Origin of the sequence: Vibrio sp. 10N.261.46.E11 (assembly GCF_041472735.1) — a bacterium.
Taxonomy (GTDB): Bacteria; Pseudomonadota; Gammaproteobacteria; order Enterobacterales; family Vibrionaceae; genus Vibrio.
This window is the reverse complement of the sequence record NZ_JBFRQW010000022.1, coordinates 51,752-70,927: the sequence shown is the minus strand read 5'-3', so window position 1 is coordinate 70,927 and position 19,176 is coordinate 51,752. Positions and strand designations below refer to the sequence as shown.

Here is a 19,176-nt window from a genome sequence, read left to right as displayed (position 1 = left end):
CCCGCAACCACATTACAGTTAAACGTTGATTTGATGCTTCTTAGCAGAAAAGGTTAACGGTTAGCTTATGCGATACTAGCTCAGTTGGTAGAGCGCAACCTTGCCAAGGTTGAGGTCATCGGTTCGAACCCGATGTATCGCTCCAGCTTTATATTTTTAGGAAGTAAATTCCTAGAGAGTCTCTTTTTAGAGACAAGATTCATCAACTTAATTGATGCATCCGGACGCGGGATGGAGCAGTTTGGTAGCTCGTCGGGCTCATAACCCGAAGGTCGTCGGTTCAAATCCGGCTCCCGCAACCACATTACAGTTGAACGTTGATTTGATGCTTCTTAGCAGAAAAGATGAACGGTTAGCTTATGCGATACTAGCTCAGTTGGTAGAGCGCAACCTTGCCAAGGTTGAGGTCATCGGTTCGAACCCGATGTATCGCTCCAGTTTACTTTTCATGGTAAACAAAACTCTTTAAGCCACAGTGTTTAAAGACGACCTTACCGGTCACGCTCTTTCTTTAATGCTGCGAAGCATAATCCCCCCAAAAAGCAAATAATCCTCCATTATGGTGGGTATTTTTTTGTCTTAAATTTTTGTTAGCAACAAGAATGCTAGTAAACATCAGGTCTCTGAAGCAGATACTTGAGGTTTTTCATATCTATAAACAGACTTATCCACAAAGTATCAAGTGTGGATAACTTGGTTGATAAAGTTATTTCAGACCTAATTCTTTACATTTCTCTAAAAGATCTTTCTTGTTTTCAGTATATTAGCTGAATTGTTCCGATCGTAACTCATTGTTTTTTATCAGGTTGAATGCTTACCTTGAATTTGATAAAAGATCGTTAACTTGTTGTTTTTTGATCTTAATCATTTATCGGTACTGTGTTTAACTTTACGTGGATGTCGGAAGTTTGCGAGAGTTCTGAATTTTTTCCACATTGTTAGAATTGAGAACAAGATCAAACATTGTTCGAGAATTATGTGCAACTAGTTGTTATGCATGGTGGGCTGTTGGTGTGGATTGACCTGCCAATCGTTGATGCCGAAGGGGGCTAGGCGTCTCTTGGAAGACCTTTCTCAACAATACGTATCAACCTGTGTTTTTTAGTAACGATTTTGCTGTTACTTTTTTGCTCGTTATTTGAGTTGGGTAATTGCTGTAGTTGTTTTTGCAAAGCCCATTCAATGTGAACGTCCAGTAAGTCACTTTCTCCTCTATGAGATTCCAGAGTTTCAACAATACGTTGTTGAAATGGTGCATTGCCCATCGCGACGAAAATGTTGCGTAACCATTGGGTATGTCCAATACGTCTTATCGCTGAGCCTTCCATCTTCTTTAGGAAGGTAGCTTCGTCCCAACTTGAAAGTGAAACAAGGTCTGCCTCTCGGAAGTCTTCTCTGCGGTGGAAGTCTGTTTGCTCAGTGAGTTCGGCATGGCGGTTCCACGGGCAAACTAATTGGCAATCATCGCAACCGTAGATACGATTTCCTATCGCGTCTCTAAATTCTTCCGGGATCACGCCATCATATTCAATGGTTAAGTACGAGATACATTTTCGAGCATCCACTACGCCATCAGCAATAATGGCGCCCGTTGGACAAGAGGTGATACATGCGGTGCATTTGCCGCACTCATCGACACTGGGTTCATCTGTTGGAAGAGGTATGTTAACTAACAATTCTCCTAGGAAGAACCAAGAGCCAGCGTCTTTATCAAGAATTAATGAGTGTTTACCTGTCCAGCCCAACCCTGCTTTTTGAGCGAGCGGTCGTTCCAAAATGGGCGCTGAGTCGACGAAAGGACGTGAGTCTAAACCTTCGACTTCCTTCTCGATTCTTTGTCCCAGTTTTTTCAACTGGTTACGGAACAACTTGTGATAATCGCGGCCTAAAGAATAGCGGCTGATATAACCTTGAGTGGTATCGCTTAGGTTAGAAGCAAATTGAGCTTCTGGTGGTAAGTAATTCATTCGAGCGCTGATCACTCGAATGGTGCCTGGGTGAAGTTCATTGGGACGAGCACGCATCATCCCATGTCGAGCCATCCAATCCATTTCGCCGTGGTTGCCAGCATCTAGCCATGCTTGAAGAGGGGCTTCATGTTCACTTAAATCAACATCGCAGATGCCAACTTTTTGAAAGCCGAGCTCTTTTCCCCAGATTTTAATTTTTTCAGCAAGATGGTCTAGATTCATGGCTTAATTCTTATTTTCTCTGTTTTACAATTAGAGATAAGGCTAATTAAAATTAGGTTCGGCAAAAATGGGGGCGGATCTTAACGGATCTTAGTGGTATTGACCAGAACAGACGTGTTTTGATCAGTATTTTTCATAGAACTTACACTTGAGTGCTTGTCTCCCAAAAGCATCACGGTTTACTATTCTTGTTCTTTTGATTTTTATATAGTCAACGATCGATTTTTAGAGAACGTATTCATGAGCACGAAACAATTTACTTTGAAAGATGAACAAGCAACGATTCAATTAGGAACGGAGCTTTCTAATCTTTGCTCACAGCAGACAACTATTTATCTGCATGGTGATCTTGGCGCAGGTAAAACGACCTTCAGTCGTGGTTTTGTAAAAGCACTTGGCCATCAAGGAAATGTAAAGAGCCCAACGTATACTCTAGTTGAACCTTATCAACTTGCCGATTGGCAGGTGTACCATTTTGATCTTTATCGCCTAGCCGATCCTGAAGAATTAGAGTTTATGGGGATTCGTGACTACTTCACGCCAGATGCTATCTGTTTGGTTGAATGGCCAGAGAAAGGTTATGGAATGCTACCAGAAGCCGATTTGGATATTGATATTCGTTACCAAGACGATCACCGCATTGTTTCTTTAACCGCTAACAGTGAATACGGACAGCGCTTACTTAGTCAGTTGGAGTTATGTTGATTTCTAGACGCCTTATTTCAGCAGTAGCTATGTTGGCTGCTGTTTTTTCTATATTGTTTTCTTCACTTGTTTCTGCAAACTCACTAAAGAGTTTAAGGGTTTGGCCTTCTCCAGAAGAAACTCGTGTGGTTATCGATTTAAAATCAGAAGCGGATTTCAGCTATTTCACCCTGAGTAGCCCGAGTCGCTTGGTTGTTGATTTAAAAAAGACCAACCTTGCAACTAAGTTACCGGTCGTGGTGAAAGACAGCCCCGTTCTATCTAAGATTCGTAAAAGCTCTCCGCCAGACAAAAACACCTATCGCTTGGTTTTTGAGTTAAAGAAGTCGTCTAAAGCAGAGTTGTTTAAACTCAGTCCGACTCCTGGTGGTCAGTACGGACATCGCTTGGTGATCGATTTGCCTCATGGTGCGGCAAGTAAAGGCAAAGCAACATCAACGCCGAGTAAGCCAACAGTGAGTAAGAACCTCAATCAAGTTAAGCGTCAGCGTGATGTTCTGATTGTGATTGACCCAGGCCACGGTGGTGAAGATCCTGGTTCCATTGGCCCATCTCGTAAATATGAGAAGAATGCGACTCTTAGTATTTCGAAAAAGATCGCTGCGCAGTTGAATGCAGTTCCGGGAATCAAAACGCGTTTAACACGTAATGCTGATTACTTTGTAAACCTGAACAGACGTGTTGCAATTGCTCGTGAGAACGAAGCACACCTCTTGATCTCTATTCACGCCGATGCCTTTACGACGCCTCAACCAAGAGGTGGTTCGGTATTCGTGTTGAATACTCGACGGGCAAATACTGAGATTTCCCGTTGGATTGAGAACAAAGAGAAGCAGTCAGAATTGCTGGGCGGCAGCGGTGCTGCGTTTACTGGCAATATTGCAGATAAAAACGTCAACCAAACCCTGCTTGATTTGCAGTTTAGCCACTCTCAAAAAGAGGGCTATAAACTGGCAACGACTATTCTCTCTGAAATGGGTAAGGTCGCAAAACTGCATAACAGTAAGCCAATTAACACCAGCTTGGCAGTGTTACGTTCACCACAAATTCCATCGGTACTTGTAGAAACGGGCTTTATTTCGAATCCGACTGAAGAGAAGCTTCTTTTCCAACGTTCGCATCAAGACAAACTTGCGCGAGCTGTGACCAAAGCGGTCGTTAAATATTTGAAAGCGAATCCACCAGAAGGGATTGTTATTTCTAACGCGGCGGCATCTTCTAACTCTACCAGTCAGCACAAAGTACAGCGTGGTGAATCATTGTCTGTGATTGCGAAGAGGTACGGCACGTCTACACAAGCATTAGTGAAGTTGAATGGTTTGAAGTCGACGAGCTTAGCGGTAGGGCAAATTCTAAAAATTCCAAGCTCGGGTTCACAAGCGGCTACCACAACAAGCAGTAAAACGGTGACACACACGGTTAAGTCTGGAGAGTACTTAGGCAAGATAGCTAGCCGTTACAAAGTATCGGTAGCAAGCATTAAACGTGAGAACCGCTTGAAATCAGAAACCGTGAGAGTAGGCCAAAAGTTACGTATTACGGTTGAAGTAAAAGATATACCTCTACGTAAACATAAAGTCGCAAGAGGCGATTATCTTGGCAAGATTGCTTCGAAATATGGTGTGAGCGTCAACAGTATCCGTCAAGCAAACAAACTACGTTCCGATGAGTTGGCCATTGGCCAAGTGCTGATTATTCCGCACAAATAGTTGGCTAATGTTGAAGTAATGTTTAGAACATAGAAGCAATCTCAAACGCGAGAAGTGCTTCTATAAATGGCAGTAAGGTAGCTATACATATGACGATCAAAATACTGCCAGCTCGGCTAGCTAACCAAATCGCAGCGGGTGAAGTGGTAGAAAGACCTGCTTCTGTTGTGAAAGAGTTGGTTGAGAACAGTTTGGATTCTGGTGCGACACGTATCGATATCGATATCGAGAAAGGTGGCGCTAAGATGATCCGTGTTCGTGACAACGGCAAGGGCATTGTTAAAGATGAGCTTGCCTTGGCATTAAGCCGTCATGCTACCTCTAAAATTCATACTCTTGATGACCTTGAAGCGATCGTCAGCCTAGGTTTCCGAGGTGAAGCACTGGCGAGTATTAGCTCTGTTGCCCGCCTAACTATGACTTCACGTCCTACGACTCAGGATCAAGCTTGGGCTGCACATAGTGAAGGTCGTGATATGCAGGTGAAACTGCAGCCGGCAGCGCATCCCATTGGCACCTCGGTTGAGGTATTGGATCTGTTCTTCAATACTCCGGCACGACGTAAATTCTTACGCACCGAGAAAACTGAATTCACGCATATCGATGAGCTGCTTAAACGCATTGCATTGAGCCGTTTTGATGTGACGATTAACCTTCGTCATAACGGTAAAATGATTCGTCAGTACCGCGCTGCAAAAACACAAGTTCAAGCCGAAAAGCGCATCGCAGCAGTATGTGGCAATCCTTTTGTTCGCCATATGCTTAAGATCGAACTTGAGCATCAAGGCTTAAAACTTCATGGCTGGATCACCACGCCTGAAGGAGCAAGACAACAAAGCGATCTGCAATACTGTTATGTGAATGGTCGTATGATGCGTGACAAGCTGATCAATCATGCGATTCGTCAAAGCTACGAAACTAGCTTGCGCCCCGACCAATTCGCGACGTATGTGTTGTTCATTGAGCTAGACCCACATCAGGTGGACGTGAATGTTCATCCTGCAAAACATGAAGTGCGTTTTCATCAAGCCCGCCTTGTACACGACTTTATCTACCAAGCCTTGAGTGATGGCTTAGCCCAAAGCAAACAAATTGATGCAGCACCGATCAAGCAGTCTGCGTTTCATCAGTCAGAAGTGATGCATCATCAGCAAGGTAGCTCGAATCCGGGTATCGGAGAGATTGCCAGTTTCTCAGAGCCTGAAAGCATAATGCCGAGCAGTTCAGAACAACCTCAAGTATCTGATAGTGAAAGATATGCTATTGAGCAAACGCCAGCCTACCCAAGAAAAGCCGAATCTGAACAGGTTTATGATAACCCTCAGCACAGCGTTAATGATGGTGGGCAGCGTTATAGCTCACCAGCTAACCGAGGTTCATCGTCTAGCAGAGGCTCGTCGGATCGCGAAACCAGTTTTACAGGCTCGCCTCGCCAAGAGTGGATAGAGTCTCGACCTGAACCTAAAAAAGAAAAAGAGCCGCACCAACATCATGGTGAGCCTGCTCCATCTAAGCGAGAAGTGAAGGCCTATAAAGAGCTTCTGAAAACGCCAGATTTTGATGACCAAGTTGTAGAACCATCCTCACCTCTCGAGCATGTGGCACCAGTAGAAACCAGAGACAACTTAGAAAATATAGACAGCATAGAAAATAAAGAAGCTAAGCCTGCTCAACAGAACTCTGTTCATTTAAAGCCAAGAGCACCTGTGACGGACTTAGGCAAAGCAGTCTCGGTAGTGGAACGCCAATATTTGGTGATGGGTAATAAGAACGGCAGTGTGTTGGTTTCTTTGGCTAAGGCTGAGTTATTGCGTGTTGTTGGCCAGCTTGATACGCGTGATGGCGCGTTAAAGAGCCAACCATTATTAGTGCCTTTATCCATCAAATTAGGCGCTGATTTAGTCGATGTCGCTAAGGCGCTAAGTCCAATACTGTCTGTGCTTGGTATCGAGCTTAAAGCTAGGAATAACGAAGCGATAATGGTGATGGGAGTGCCTTCTCCTTTGAGGCAGCAAAACTTACAAATTTTGATCCCAGATCTGTTATCTTACGCGGCTTCAATAAACGCTCAGGCCTCGGAAACTCAAGGCCATAGCTTTTCTAGCGATACGTTACCATTACTGGTTAACTGGATCGGGATTCAGACAGCACAAGTAAAAAACGACTACACTTTATCTGAAGCGGTTCAACTAGTTGGGGAACTTGAACAACTTTGGCATGGTCTACTTCCATTAGATGATCCAGAGTTTGTTAATCCTATCGACTTTTCTGCAACCATCGCTGCTTTTATGGCTTAGTTTGTAGGTGAATTTTCACAGCTGAGTTTTAGATAAATTAAGCTTATTTACGGCTTCGGCTGTTTACGATTTAACTGTTGCGATGAGGCTTTTCTTAGTAAACAAGTGTATCGCGACATGAAGCCTTTTAATTAAGTGCTCTAACAGAGAAATAAATACAAAATATCATGACTGAAAAATTACCTTTAGCGTTGTTTTTAATGGGCCCAACGGCATCAGGAAAAACAGATTTAGCTATCCGCTTGCGTCAGAAATACCCGGTAGAGATCATCAGTGTCGATTCGGCGCTAATCTACAAAGAGATGGATATTGGTACTGCTAAGCCGGATGCAGGAGAGCTCGCGCTCGCGCCTCATCGCTTGATTGATATTCTCGATCCAAGCGAAGCGTATTCTGCGGCTGACTTTCGTCGTGATGCGATCAGTGAAATGAATAATATTGTAGCGGAAGGTAAAATCCCGCTACTTGTTGGTGGCACAATGCTTTACTACAAAGCATTGTTGGAAGGTTTATCGCCATTACCCGCAGCGGATCAAGAGATTCGTAAGCAGATTGAAGCGGAATCTATCGAACAAGGTTGGCAGGCATTGCACGATCAATTAAGAGAGATAGATCCCGTATCCGCTGAAAGAATACACCCAAATGATCCACAAAGGCTTTCAAGGGCATTGGAAGTTTACCGAATTTCGGGTAAAACATTAACAGAGCTAACTCAAACGAAAGGCGACAGCCTGCCATTTCGTGTAAAACAATTTGCAATAGCTCCCAAGGAAAGGAAAGAACTCCATCTCCGCATTGAGCTGCGTTTCGAGAAGATGATAGAAGCAGGATTTGAAGAGGAAATGAAGGCGTTGCACGCCAGAGAAGATCTTCATCCTGAACTGCCATCGATCCGATGCGTTGGTTATAGGCAGATGTGGGATTATTTAGACGGTAATTGTGATTTAGACGAAGCGGTTTTCCGTGGTGTTTGTGCAACCCGTCAGTTGGCCAAGCGACAAATCACCTGGTTGCGCAGTTGGGATGATTTAACTTGGTTAGATAGCGAAAACATTGATCAAGCGTTAGAAACTCTTTCAGATGCAATAGCATCTGATTAGTATTGCTGTGTATAATGTGATCGCTTTTGCGTGAATATACTCTGGAAAGGATCCGTTATTGAGGCTTTTAAAAAATCACAGCCTTTCAATAACAACGGAGTTTTTTTATTCATTTAGCTCAGATGCAAAGGCCGCACCTTTTTGTGCACCACTAGCTAAATAATTACAACAAAATACAAATAAGGAAAATAAAATGGCTAAGGGGCAATCGCTACAAGACCCATTCCTAAATGCACTCCGTCGTGAGCGCATTCCAGTCTCTATCTATCTTGTCAACGGCATTAAGCTGCAAGGTCAGATCGAGTCTTTCGATCAATTCGTGATCTTATTGAAGAACACAGTAAACCAAATGGTTTACAAGCATGCGATTTCTACTGTGGTACCTGCACGTGCAGTTAGTCACCACAGCGGCGAGCAACGCACGCCATCTGATCGTCCAGAGAAGACTGAAGATTAATCGTTCAATTGATACAGCTTACGCTGTAATAAGGAGTTGGTTGCTTGTTTGACCGTTATGAATCCGGCGAGCGAGCCGTACTTGTTCATATCAACTTCACGCAAGAGGGAGAGTGGGAAGACCTAAGTGAATGTGAAATGCTGGTCTCCTCAGCGGGGGTAGAAACGCTACAAGTGATTACTGGTAGCCGACAATCCCCACTCCCTAAATACTACGTTGGAGAAGGTAAAGCCCTAGAAATCGCACAAGCTGTTCAGCTAACCGGTGCTGAAATTGTGATTTTTAACCACTCCCTATCTCCTGCCCAAGAGCGAAACCTCGAGCAATTGTGTAAATGTCGTGTGATTGATCGCACGGGTTTGATCTTAGATATCTTTGCACAACGTGCGCGAACTCATGAAGGTAAGCTACAAGTTGAGCTCGCTCAACTTCGTCATATCTCTACCCGATTGATTCGTGGTTGGACTCACCTTGAAAGGCAGAAAGGTGGTATTGGTCTTCGTGGTCCAGGTGAAACTCAACTGGAAACCGATCGACGTTTGTTGCGTGACCGTATAAAGGCAATACTGCGTCGTTTAGCGAAAGTCGCTAAGCAGCGTGAACAAGGACGACGTGCTCGTAATCGAGCTGAAATCCCAACAATTTCTTTGGTTGGTTATACCAACGCAGGGAAATCAACACTTTTCAATCGCATCACAAGTGCGGGTGTTTATGCGGCAGACCAACTGTTTGCAACCTTAGACCCAACACTACGTAAGATTGATTTGGCAGATGTCGGTCCTGCAATTCTCGCAGATACCGTAGGTTTTATCCGTCATCTACCACACGACTTGGTCGCTGCGTTCAAGGCAACATTACAAGAGACGCAGGAAGCTGACATTTTGTTACATGTTGTTGATGCCAGTGATGACCGTTTTCGTGAGAACATTCAGGCTGTTCATGAAGTATTAGAAGAAATCGATGCTCATGAAGTGCCAACCCTTGTAGTCATGAACAAAATTGACTGCATGGAAGACCAAAAACCTCGAATTGAAAGAGACGAAGAGGGCGCACCTCGCGCTGTTTGGGTTTCTGCAATGGAAGGAGAAGGTATTGAACTGCTGTTTGAAGCTTTAACTGAGCGTTTAGCTAGCCAGATGGTTCAATTCCGGTTGTGTATTCCACATCAACATCAGGGCCGTATTCGCAGCTTATTCTTTGAGATGAAATGTATTCAACAAGAAGAGTATGATGAAAATGGTAACTTGTTGATAGATATCCGAATGCAACAAATAGATTGGTCTAAACTTGAAAAAAGAGAAGGGGCGCTCTTAGGTGGCTTTATCGTTACCAAAGAGACTGCTACAGTATAACGTCATATCAAATGATGGAGCTTTCTAATGGCGTGGAATGAGCCTGGAAATAACAACAACGGCGATAATAACGGCCGCGATAACGACCCTTGGGGTAAGAACAATAATCGCGGCGGCCGAGATCAAGGACCGCCAGACTTAGACGAAGTGTTTAGTAAACTAAGTCAAAAGTTAGGTGGCAAGTTTGGTAAAAAAGGTGGCAACGGTAACGGGCCATCTATTGGTGGTGGCGGTGCGATTGGCTTTGGTGTCATTGCTGTCATTGCGATTGCTATCTGGTTCTTCGCTGGTTTCTATACCGTTGGCGAAGCAGAAAGAGCAGTAGTACTTCGACTGGGTCAGTTCGACCGTATCGAGGAACCTGGTCTTAACTGGCACCCACGCTTTATCGATGAAATCAAAGATGAGCAACTGGTAAACGTTCAAGCGATTCGTTCTCTACGTGCTGCTGGCACCATGCTAACGAAAGATGAAAACGTTGTGACCGTTGAAATGGGTGTTCAATACCGTGTTTCTGACCCATACAAATACTTGTATCGTGTAACGAATGCAGACGACAGTTTACGCCAAGCAACCGATTCTGCGCTTCGTGCGGTAATTGGTGACTCACTAATGGATAGTATCTTGACAAGTGGTCGTCAGCAGATTCGTCAAAGCACTCAAGAAACGTTGAACCGTATTATTGATAGCTACGACATGGGTATTCTGATTGTTGACGTGAACTTCCAGTCAGCACGTCCACCTGAGCAAGTGAAAGATGCATTTGATGATGCTATCGCGGCTCGTGAGGATGAAGAGCGTTTCGAGCGTGAAGCTGAAGCTTACCGAAATGACATTCTTCCCAAAGCAACAGGTCGTGCTGAGCGTTTGAAGAAAGAAGCGGTGGGTTACTCAGAGCGCACAGTTAATGGTGCTCTAGGTCAAGTGGCTCAGTTCGAGAAACTGCTACCTGAATACCAAGCAGCTCCTGAAGTAACACGTAACCGTATGTACCTAGATACAATGGAAAAAGTGTACTCAAGCACATCGAAAGTCCTGATTGATTCAGAATCAAGCGGTAATTTGCTATACCTACCAATTGATAAGCTAGGCGCACAAGGTGGTTCTCAGTCGGGCACTCGCCCTGCAAAAGCATCATCAGCTTACGATCAAATTGAGTTAGAAACTCAAGCGGATCCAAAGTCTAGCACTCAAACTCGTTCAGACAGTTCACGCCAAGGGAGATACTAATAATGCGTAAATTAATGATCCCTGTATTAGTTGTGACGATTGCCCTTCTATTGATGTCACTATTTGTGATTCAAGAAGGCGAACGTGGCATGGTAATTCGTTTTGGTCGAGTTCTCGATGACAACGGCGTATCACGAATCTATGAACCAGGCCTGCACTTTAAACTGCCTATGTTTGATCGCGTAAAAGTACTTGATGCTCGTATTCAAACTATGGATGGTCGTTCTGACCGTTTCGTAACATCAGAGAAAAAAGACGTTCTAATTGATACCTACGCAAAATGGCGTATTGCTGATTTTGGACGTTTTTATCTGAGTACTGGCGGCGGCAATATCATGACGGCAGAAGCACTTCTTGAGCGTAAAGTGACAGATGTTCTTCGTTCTGAGATTGGTTCTCGTGAAATTAAGCAGATTGTGTCAGGTCCTCGTAATAAGGACATCCTGCCAGACTCTGCTGATAGCGAAGTCGTCACAACGGTAGCGGCTGCAGAAGCTCTAGAAGTTGATGGCGAACGCGATAAGATCATGGAAAACGTTTTGTCTGGAACGTCAGAAAGTGCGATGGCTGATTTAGGTGTTGAAGTTGTTGATTTCCGAATGAAGAAGATTAACCTTCCTGACGAAATCAGTGAATCTATCTACCGCCGTATGCGTGCAGAACGTGAATCGGTTGCTCGTAGACACCGTTCTCAAGGTCGTGAGAAAGCAGAAGTTATCCGCGCTCAAGCTGAGCTAGAAGTCGCGACTGTTCTTGCTGAAGCGGACCGTACTGCTCGAGTGACTCGTGGTGATGCTGACGCAGAAGCTGCGAAGATCTACTCTGACGCGTACAACAAAGACCCTGAGTTCTTTGGCTTCATGCGTTCACTGCAAGCTTATGAGACATCATTTAGCGATAAGAGCGACATTCTAGTACTGGATCCGAAGACAGACTTCTTCCAATACATGAATCAAGCAAGCGGTGTTCAAGCAAAATAAGCTGATTCGTTAGTTGAAAAGCGAATGCTCAGTTCAAGTAACGAAATATACTAAAATTAAAAAGGCTCCCATCATGGGAGCCTTTTTGTTTTTTGGCAGCTGATCATTCACTGTTTTGGAATCTAAAGGGAGCCGCTCAGTAGCGTTGTGCTTTGAGAAAGCCTAACGGTAAGTCATGAACGCGATAACCACTCCCGCAACAACAAGGCAGCCTCCGATACGGCGCAGCTGAGTGTCTGGCTGCTCACTGAGTTGAGCGACCATGTTTCTCCAACCATTGGGCGCAATTAAGGGACCAAGCCCTTCGACGATAAGAACAAGCCCAATAGCGAGCCAAATTGATTGAGACATGGTTCTGCCTTTTGTCTATAAAAACACAATGATATCAGTATCTTTACACATCTTCGTTCGAATATCGCTGGTTTATTTTTGTACAGCATTAACGTTTATGAACAAAAAGTGACTGCAAGAAGTGTGATTCAGTGCTAGAATCCATTTTTAATTAGCAACAGAAATTGGAAAGATGGGAAATAACGTAGTCGTTCTAGGCACCCAATGGGGTGATGAAGGTAAAGGTAAAATCGTTGACCTTTTAACTGAAGATGCAAAATACGTGGTTCGCTACCAAGGCGGTCACAATGCAGGTCACACACTTGTAATTGACGGTGAAAAAACCGTTCTTCACTTAATTCCATCAGGCATCCTACGTAATAACGTTAAATGTGTTATTGGTAACGGTGTAGTATTATCGCCTGACGCACTTCTTAAAGAAATGAAGCCTCTTGAAGATCGCGGTATTCCAGTACGTGAACGTCTTTTCATCTCTGAAGCTTGTCCTCTAATTCTTCCGTACCACATTGCTATCGACAACGCGCGTGAAATCGCTCGTGGCGCTAAAGCTATCGGTACAACAGGTCGTGGTATCGGTCCTGCTTACGAAGATAAAGTTGCTCGTCGCGGTCTACGCGTTGGCGACCTTTTCGATAAAGAAGCATTTGCTGAGAAGCTAAAAGAAGTTATGGAATTCCACAACTTCCAACTAGAGCACTTCTACAAAGCTGAAACAGTAAGCTACGAAGAAGTTCTTGAGCAAGCGATGAGCTACGCAGACATGTTAACTGCGATGGTTATCGACGTAACTGACGAACTAGACGCAGCACGTAAGCGCGGCGACAAGATCATGTTCGAAGGTGCTCAAGGTACGCTACTAGATATCGACCACGGTACTTACCCATACGTAACGTCTTCTAACACGACTGCTGGTGGTGTTGCTGCAGGTTCTGGTTTCGGTCCTCGTCACATCGGTTACATCCTTGGTATTACTAAGGCTTACTGTACTCGTGTTGGTTCAGGTCCATTCCCAACTGAGTTATACGATGGCCTTGAGAAGCAAGACCCAGTTGGTAAGCACCTAGGCGATGTTGGTCACGAGTTTGGCGCAACAACTGGTCGTCTACGTCGTACTGGTTGGTTCGATGCTGTTGCTATGCGTCGTGCAATCCAAATCAACTCTCTATCTGGTATGTGTCTAACTAAACTAGACGTTCTAGATGGCCTAGAAGAACTGAAAATCTGTACTGGTTACAAGATGAAAGATGGTTCTATTCTAGAAGTTTCTCCAATGGCTGCTGAGTCATTCGAAGAAGCGACGCCAATCTACGAAACAATGCCTGGTTGGTCTGAAAACACATTTGGTGCTAAATCTATCGACGCGCTTCCACAAGCTGCTCTAGATTACATCAAGCGTATCGAAGACCTAACTGGCGTTCCAATTGATATCGTATCAACTGGCCCAGATCGTAACGAAACTATCATCAAGGTTCACCCATACGGCGCATAATGCCTGTTGAGTGATTACCACAGCACAAAACGTACTGTGATAATGAAATAGTTTTCTAAAAGCCGACTTTATTAAGTCGGCTTTTTAATACCTGTAATTTAGGGGCTAAGCTTTGAATGGTGATCTTTTGAACGCCATATGGCAAAATATTGCCCATTAGCGGCAAGTTTTGTCTAAAGCCGTCAAGGTTATTGCCGATACAGATATCATGGAAAGTGAAGTTCACCCTATTTTGGTGCGTGCAGAAATCGTCTGCTGCCCTCAATAGATAACTTTAACGACAGATAATAGAGTGCAGGTATGAAGCTACGAATTGTAGCAGCTTCATTGATAGTGGCGCTGAGCTCACCCTTGAGTCATGCAGATTTGGCTGATGTGGGAGAGCCCGTTCCAATATATACTGAAGCTGAACTGATTAATTTAATCGAGAATAATCAACACCTAGAGCGAGTGAAAGCTGATAAGTGCCAGTTAGTTGAAGATATCGTTGCTCGTGCAACGCGTATTAGCTTGCCTTCTTATGAGTTTTTATACGGTGATATGTTGGCTTGGGGTGTGTGTGTTCCGCAAGATGTAGAGCTTGGTCTTTACTATATGGAAAACGCGGCACATCAAGGCTTACCGACGGCACTCGAGCAGCTAGGACGTTATTATTCTCTTGGCACTTTGGTGCAACAAGACAAAGAGCGTGCGATCCCGTATTTACGTGAAGCTGCCTCGATGGGTAACTTAAGTGCAAGCATCCACTTAGCAGAACTCTTGTTACGTGACTATGGCAGCCCGTTGGATTATGAAGATGCTTACCGTTGGTTATATAACTCGGTGACAGCGGATCAAAGGCAACATAAGCGTATTACTGTGCTTCGAAGCGGTTTAGAGCGGAGAATGCCAGACAACATTATCGCTCGAGCAAAACGTCGAGATGTCTTCTGGTAAGATCCAATAGTAGATTAGAGTTAATGATTAACAACTGCACTCGTTAATCATCTGTCTTGATATTGAAAGATCGATATAAAAAGGCCTCATAGGTAAATACCCATGAGGCCTTTTTTGATCTGAACGGAAAGCCGTTTATTTCATTCGATGACGTTACTGAACAACTTCACCAGATTCAATTACCGTCTTACGAACGACTTTGGTGAAATCGAGTGCTTCTTGGCGAATTTGATCTTCATCGACCGTTAGCATGTCGCGATCTTGCATGATGATCTTGCCATCAACGATGGTGTGACGAACATGACCCGAGTTAGCTGAGTAAACTAATGCTGAGTATGGGTTGTATACCGGAACCATGTTTGGCGCTTTGGTGTCGATCACTATGATGTCGGCTAGCTTGCCTGATTCAAGAGAGCCGATCTTATCTTCCATGTGTAGCGCTTTTGCCGCGCCCATTGTCGCCATGTCGATCACTTTGATCGGCGGCATTGCAGCACGATCTTTATTAACTAGCTTGTGAACCTTAGCGACTTGGTTGAACTCATCAATGGTGCTCAATGTGTTACCAGACATTGGGCCATCAGTACCTAAACCGATACGTACATTTTCGTCATACATCTTAAGCGCAGGTGATACGCCTTTTGCCGACTTGATGTTGGCACTCATGTTATGAGCCACGCCCATATCTGATTTTTTCACTAGCTCGATATCATGATCGTCTACTAGGATCATGTGTGCGCCAACTAAATTTTTGTTTAGTGCACCAATGCTGTCCATGTATTGAACCGGAGATAAACCTTCAGCTCGTTTTGCAATTTTTTCTTCTTCACGATGAGATTCAGCTAAGTGAATCATTACTGGAACATCAAGTTCTAGAGAAAGCTTTGCTACTTTTTGAAGGACTTCGGTTGTGTTGGTGTAAGGGGCGTGAGGAGCAAATGCAGGCGTAATACGCGGGTGATCTTTATATTCTTCAATGAAGTTTAAAGCGTATTTAATACCTTCTTCCGCGTTTGCTGCATCAGCTACTGGGAATTTGATTACTGTTTCGCCTAATACTGCACGCATACCAATTTTATCAACAGTTTTAGCGACTTCGTCTTCAAAGTAGTACATATCAGCGTAAGTAGTTACGCCACCTTTTACCATTTCAACGTTACCAAGGTTAGCGCCTATACGAACCATATCGCGAGATACTAACTTAGCTTCAAGTGGGAAGATGTAGCGGTGCAAGCGATCAGGCACATCATCGGCCAACGAACGAAAAACCGTCATGGATACGTGAGTATGAGTATTGATGAGACCTGGCATTACGATATCGCCATCAACGTCTAGCACTTGTTTAGCTTGGTACTGCTTCTCTAGTGAAGCATCGCCAACCGCAATGATTTTGTTGTCTTTGACGACAACAGTGCCGCTCTCGTAAACCGTTTTTTCTTGGTTCATGGTTAGAACCATGGCATCGGTTATCATCAGGTCAGCTTTTTCCATTGCTGAGCTCGCAAATGGAAATAGAGCTAGGCTTGCCATCGCTGAAGCCAATAGGGTACGTTTTAGTTTCATATCAATACTCAGAACAGGTGTTGGTAAATTGTGTGGATAATAGAGTATTTCATTCATGGCGCAAACGTTTGTTTTATCGTTTGCTTGAAATTTTGATGATAGTCCGCGTCTATGAAGTGATGTTTCACAAAGTGAAGATATGTATCAATCTTAGGTTATTTTAGGCTTTTCCAAAGCATATCTGTAGCTTACCTCTAGCATCAGATATACTAGGGGTAATATACCTTCCTTGCTTAAGCAGGCCCGCCTATGTCAAAAAACACACCAATGTCAGAAAATACGACAGCGACAACCACTGTTGATCCTTTTGCCGACCGAGAGTCGAAAAATTACGAAAACCCAGTACCAAGCCGAGAGTTCATTATTTCGTTTCTAACAGATGCGAATATTCCTATGAACCGCAACGATCTATTCGAAGCTTTGGGTTTGGCTGGAGAGGAACAATATGAAGGGCTGCGCCGTCGTTTACGTGCAATGGAACGTGATGGACAGCTTATCTTTACCCGTCGTCAGTGTTACGCATTGCCTGAGAAGATGGAATTGATTAAAGGCTTTGTGATTGGTCATAAAGACGGTCATGGTTGGGTTCGCCCAGACGGCAGTGTGGGGAAAGACAATGATATCGTGCTGCCGCATCATCAGATGAAAACCATCATGCACGGTGATTACGTATTGGTTCAGCCTACTGACAACAGTAAGCGTGGTCGTCGTGAAGGCCGTTTGGTTCGTGTGCTTGAAGAGCGTAAAACGCCACTTGTTGGTCGCTTCTTCCTAGAGTACGGCCATTCTTATGTGGTTGCTGATGATTCGCGTATTAGTCACGACATCCAGATCCCAACTGAGCATAAAGGCGGTGCTCGAATGGGTAATGTGGTTGTGATTGAAATTACGGACCGTGGTGGTCGCTCTCGTAACATGATGGGTAAAGTGACCGAAGTTCTTGGTGAGAATATGGCTCCGGGTATGGAAACGCAGATCGCGATCCGTACTCACCAGATCCCACAAGAGTGGCCTGAAGCGGTAGATAAGCAAATCGAAAACCTCGGTGAGCATGTTCCTGAAGAAGCAAAAGAAGGACGTGTTGATCTACGTAAACTGCCATTGGTTACCATTGATGGTGAAGATGCGCGTGACTTCGATGATGCGGTTTACTGTGAAGCGAAGAAAGGCGGCGGCTGGCGTCTATGGGTAGCGATTGCTGACGTAAGTTACTACGTTCGCCCAGATACAGCGCTAGACAAAGAAGCGATTAACCGTGGTAACTCGGTATACTTCCCGTCACAAGTTGTACCAATGCTGCCTGAAGTGCTTTCAAATGGTTTGTGTTCATTGAACCCTCAAGTAGACCGTTTATGTATGGTGTGTGAGATGACTATCTCAGACAAAGGTAAGCTGTCGGGCTACAAGCACTACGAAGCGGTAATGAACTCTCATGCTCGTCTTACTTATAACAAAGTAGGCGCGATCTTAGATGGCAATGAAGAATTACGTGAACGTTACGAACCAGAAGTACCACATCTTGAAGAGCTTCATAAGATGTACAAGGTGCTTAAGAAAACGCGTGACGAACGTGGTGCGATTGAATTTGAAACGGTAGAAACTAAGTTTATCTTCAATGCGGATCGTAAGATTGACCGTATTGAGCCTGTAATTCGTAACGATGCACACAAGATCATCGAAGAATGTATGATCCTTGCGAATATCGCATCGGCATCTTACGTAGAAAAAGCAAAAGAGCCTGCGCTGTACCGTGTTCACGATACTCCGGGTGAAGAGCGCTTAATGGGCTTCAAGAGCTTCTTAAGTGAATTAGGTTTAACGCTGGAAGGTGGCCTGTCGCCATCTCCGGTAGATTATGCACAACTGATGCAACAGATTAACGAACGTGAAGATCGTGAATTAATCCAAACCATGCTACTTCGCTCAATGAAGCAAGCGGTATACAACGCGGATAACGCGGGTCACTTTGGTCTAGCTCTTAAGCGCTATGCTCACTTTACCTCGCCAATTCGTCGTTACCCAGATTTGCTATTGCACCGTGCGATTAAGTACCTTATTGCGAAAGAAGAAGGTCGTAACAGCGAGCGTTGGACGCCAACCGGTGGTTACCACTACACTTTCGATGATATGGACTTCTACGGCGAACAGTGTTCAATGACTGAGCGTCGTGCTGATGACGCTACACGTGAAGTGAACGACTGGCTGAAATGTGAATACATGCAAGACCATGTTGGCGAAGTGATGGATGGCGTGATTGCCAACGTGACTGGCTTCGGTTTCTTTGTGCGTCTAACTGAACTGCACATCGATGGTCTGGTGCATATTTCTGCGCTAGCGAATGACTACTACCAATTTGATGCTGTTGGTCAGCGTCTAGTGGGTGAAAGCTCAGGTAATATCTACCGCTTGGGTGATTCGGTTAAAGTGAAGGTTTCTGCGGTTAACTTAGAAACTCGTCAAATCGACTTTGATTTAGAAGACACCGATCGTCAGCCGCGTGGTAAAGGTAAAACAGCCAAGAAGCGTGCAGCTGAAGCGATGAAAAAGGCGAAAAGCAAGAAGCGTTCAGCGGTGAAGAGTAATAAGCCAGGTGTAGCAGCGAAGCCTTTGGTTGAACCGACTAAGCGACCTGATGGAAGCAGTGAAAGTTCTGCTAAGAAGAAAAAGCCAGCGAATAAAACTGGTGCTGCTAAAGCTCGAGCGAAGAAAAAGCGCGCAGCAAGCCGTAAGCCAAAGGCTGATAAGTCTTAAGCTATCGTCATTACAGTGACGAGTAGCGCTTAAACGTCTAACGAATTTAAATGCGAGAGTATCA

At 44.4% G+C, this 19,176-nt stretch carries 14 protein-coding genes and 3 tRNA genes; 14 read left to right on the top strand and 3 right to left on the bottom strand.

Annotated features, from left to right (window positions below; genetic code table 11):
* Positions 1 to 69 precede the first annotated feature (69 nt).
* From AB4407_RS08045 to AB4407_RS08035, 3 genes are all read left to right on the top strand, one after another.
* Positions 70 to 145, top strand: a tRNA-Gly gene (locus AB4407_RS08045).
* An 80-nt stretch (positions 146 to 225) separates the two neighbouring features.
* Positions 226 to 302: transfer RNA gene (locus tag AB4407_RS08040), tRNA-Met, on the top strand.
* A 59-nt stretch (positions 303 to 361) separates the two neighbouring features.
* Positions 362 to 437 (top strand) — tRNA-Gly (locus AB4407_RS08035).
* Between the two features lie 612 nt (positions 438 to 1,049).
* Here AB4407_RS08035 and queG read toward each other — a convergent pair.
* Positions 1,050 to 2,192, bottom strand: coding sequence for a tRNA epoxyqueuosine(34) reductase QueG (gene queG, locus AB4407_RS08030; protein ID WP_372120125.1), 1,143 nt, complete (start codon positions 2,190 to 2,192; stop codon positions 1,050 to 1,052).
* 240 nt (positions 2,193 to 2,432) lie between these two features.
* On the opposite strand from queG, the gene tsaE reads away from it, so the two are divergent.
* The 8 genes from tsaE to hflC all read left to right on the top strand — a co-directional run bounded on the left by tsaE (position 2,433) and on the right by hflC (position 12,022).
* Positions 2,433 to 2,897, top strand: a complete 465-nt coding sequence (gene tsaE, locus AB4407_RS08025; RefSeq protein ID WP_004735870.1) for a tRNA (adenosine(37)-N6)-threonylcarbamoyltransferase complex ATPase subunit type 1 TsaE — start codon at positions 2,433 to 2,435, stop codon at positions 2,895 to 2,897.
* Positions 2,891 to 4,606 carry an N-acetylmuramoyl-L-alanine amidase gene (locus tag AB4407_RS08020; protein WP_372120123.1) on the top strand — a complete coding sequence of 572 codons (1,716 nt, stop codon included), beginning with the start codon at positions 2,891 to 2,893 and terminating at the stop codon, positions 4,604 to 4,606. The genes tsaE and AB4407_RS08020 overlap by 7 nt, the downstream gene beginning before the upstream one ends.
* Before the next feature lie 89 nt (positions 4,607 to 4,695).
* Complete coding sequence (gene mutL, locus AB4407_RS08015; protein WP_372120121.1) at positions 4,696 to 6,903, top strand: DNA mismatch repair endonuclease MutL; 2,208 nt, start codon at positions 4,696 to 4,698, stop codon at positions 6,901 to 6,903.
* A gap of 167 nt (positions 6,904 to 7,070) precedes the next feature.
* The gene (gene miaA / locus AB4407_RS08010) at positions 7,071 to 8,003 is read left to right on the top strand and encodes a tRNA (adenosine(37)-N6)-dimethylallyltransferase MiaA (RefSeq protein WP_372120119.1); all 933 of its coding nucleotides are present in this window, start codon (positions 7,071 to 7,073) and stop codon (positions 8,001 to 8,003) included.
* A 193-nt stretch (positions 8,004 to 8,196) separates the two neighbouring features.
* Positions 8,197 to 8,460, top strand: coding sequence for an RNA chaperone Hfq (gene hfq, locus AB4407_RS08005; RefSeq protein WP_017059927.1), 264 nt, complete (start codon positions 8,197 to 8,199; stop codon positions 8,458 to 8,460).
* Positions 8,461 to 8,504: 44 nt separating this feature from the next.
* Positions 8,505 to 9,812: a ribosome rescue GTPase HflX gene (gene hflX / locus AB4407_RS08000; protein ID WP_009847881.1), complete on the top strand. Its 1,308-nt coding sequence runs from the start codon at positions 8,505 to 8,507 to the stop codon at positions 9,810 to 9,812.
* 27 nt (positions 9,813 to 9,839) lie between these two features.
* Positions 9,840 to 11,042, top strand: a complete 1,203-nt coding sequence (gene hflK / locus AB4407_RS07995) for an FtsH protease activity modulator HflK (protein ID WP_372120117.1) — start codon at positions 9,840 to 9,842, stop codon at positions 11,040 to 11,042.
* Positions 11,043 to 11,044: 2 nt separating this feature from the next.
* A complete protein-coding gene (gene hflC / locus AB4407_RS07990) occupies positions 11,045 to 12,022 on the top strand; it encodes a protease modulator HflC (RefSeq protein WP_017632701.1) in 978 nt (325 codons plus the stop codon).
* Between the two features lie 162 nt (positions 12,023 to 12,184).
* Here the strand turns inward: hflC and AB4407_RS07985 are convergent, their stop codons facing one another.
* Entirely contained in the window at positions 12,185 to 12,373 is a 189-nt protein-coding gene (locus AB4407_RS07985; RefSeq protein WP_026084436.1) for a DUF2065 domain-containing protein, read from the bottom strand.
* A 172-nt stretch (positions 12,374 to 12,545) separates the two neighbouring features.
* Here AB4407_RS07985 and AB4407_RS07980 point away from each other — a divergent pair, with 172 nt between their 5' ends.
* Positions 12,546 to 13,862, top strand: a complete 1,317-nt coding sequence (locus tag AB4407_RS07980; protein ID WP_010434108.1) for an adenylosuccinate synthase — start codon at positions 12,546 to 12,548, stop codon at positions 13,860 to 13,862.
* Positions 13,863 to 14,162: 300 nt separating this feature from the next.
* Positions 14,163 to 14,798, top strand: coding sequence for a flagellar protein MotX (motX, locus tag AB4407_RS07975; protein WP_372120114.1), 636 nt, complete (start codon positions 14,163 to 14,165; stop codon positions 14,796 to 14,798).
* Between the two features lie 153 nt (positions 14,799 to 14,951).
* On the opposite strand, the gene AB4407_RS07970 is transcribed toward motX, so the two are convergent.
* A complete protein-coding gene (locus tag AB4407_RS07970; RefSeq protein ID WP_372120112.1) occupies positions 14,952 to 16,361 on the bottom strand; it encodes an amidohydrolase in 1,410 nt (469 codons plus the stop codon).
* Between the two features lie 249 nt (positions 16,362 to 16,610).
* Here AB4407_RS07970 and rnr point away from each other — a divergent pair, with 249 nt between their 5' ends.
* Positions 16,611 to 19,112 (top strand): ribonuclease R, encoded by a 2,502-nt coding sequence (gene rnr, locus AB4407_RS07965; protein ID WP_372120110.1) that lies wholly within the window; start codon positions 16,611 to 16,613, stop codon positions 19,110 to 19,112.
* Positions 19,113 to 19,176: the final 64 nt, after the last annotated feature.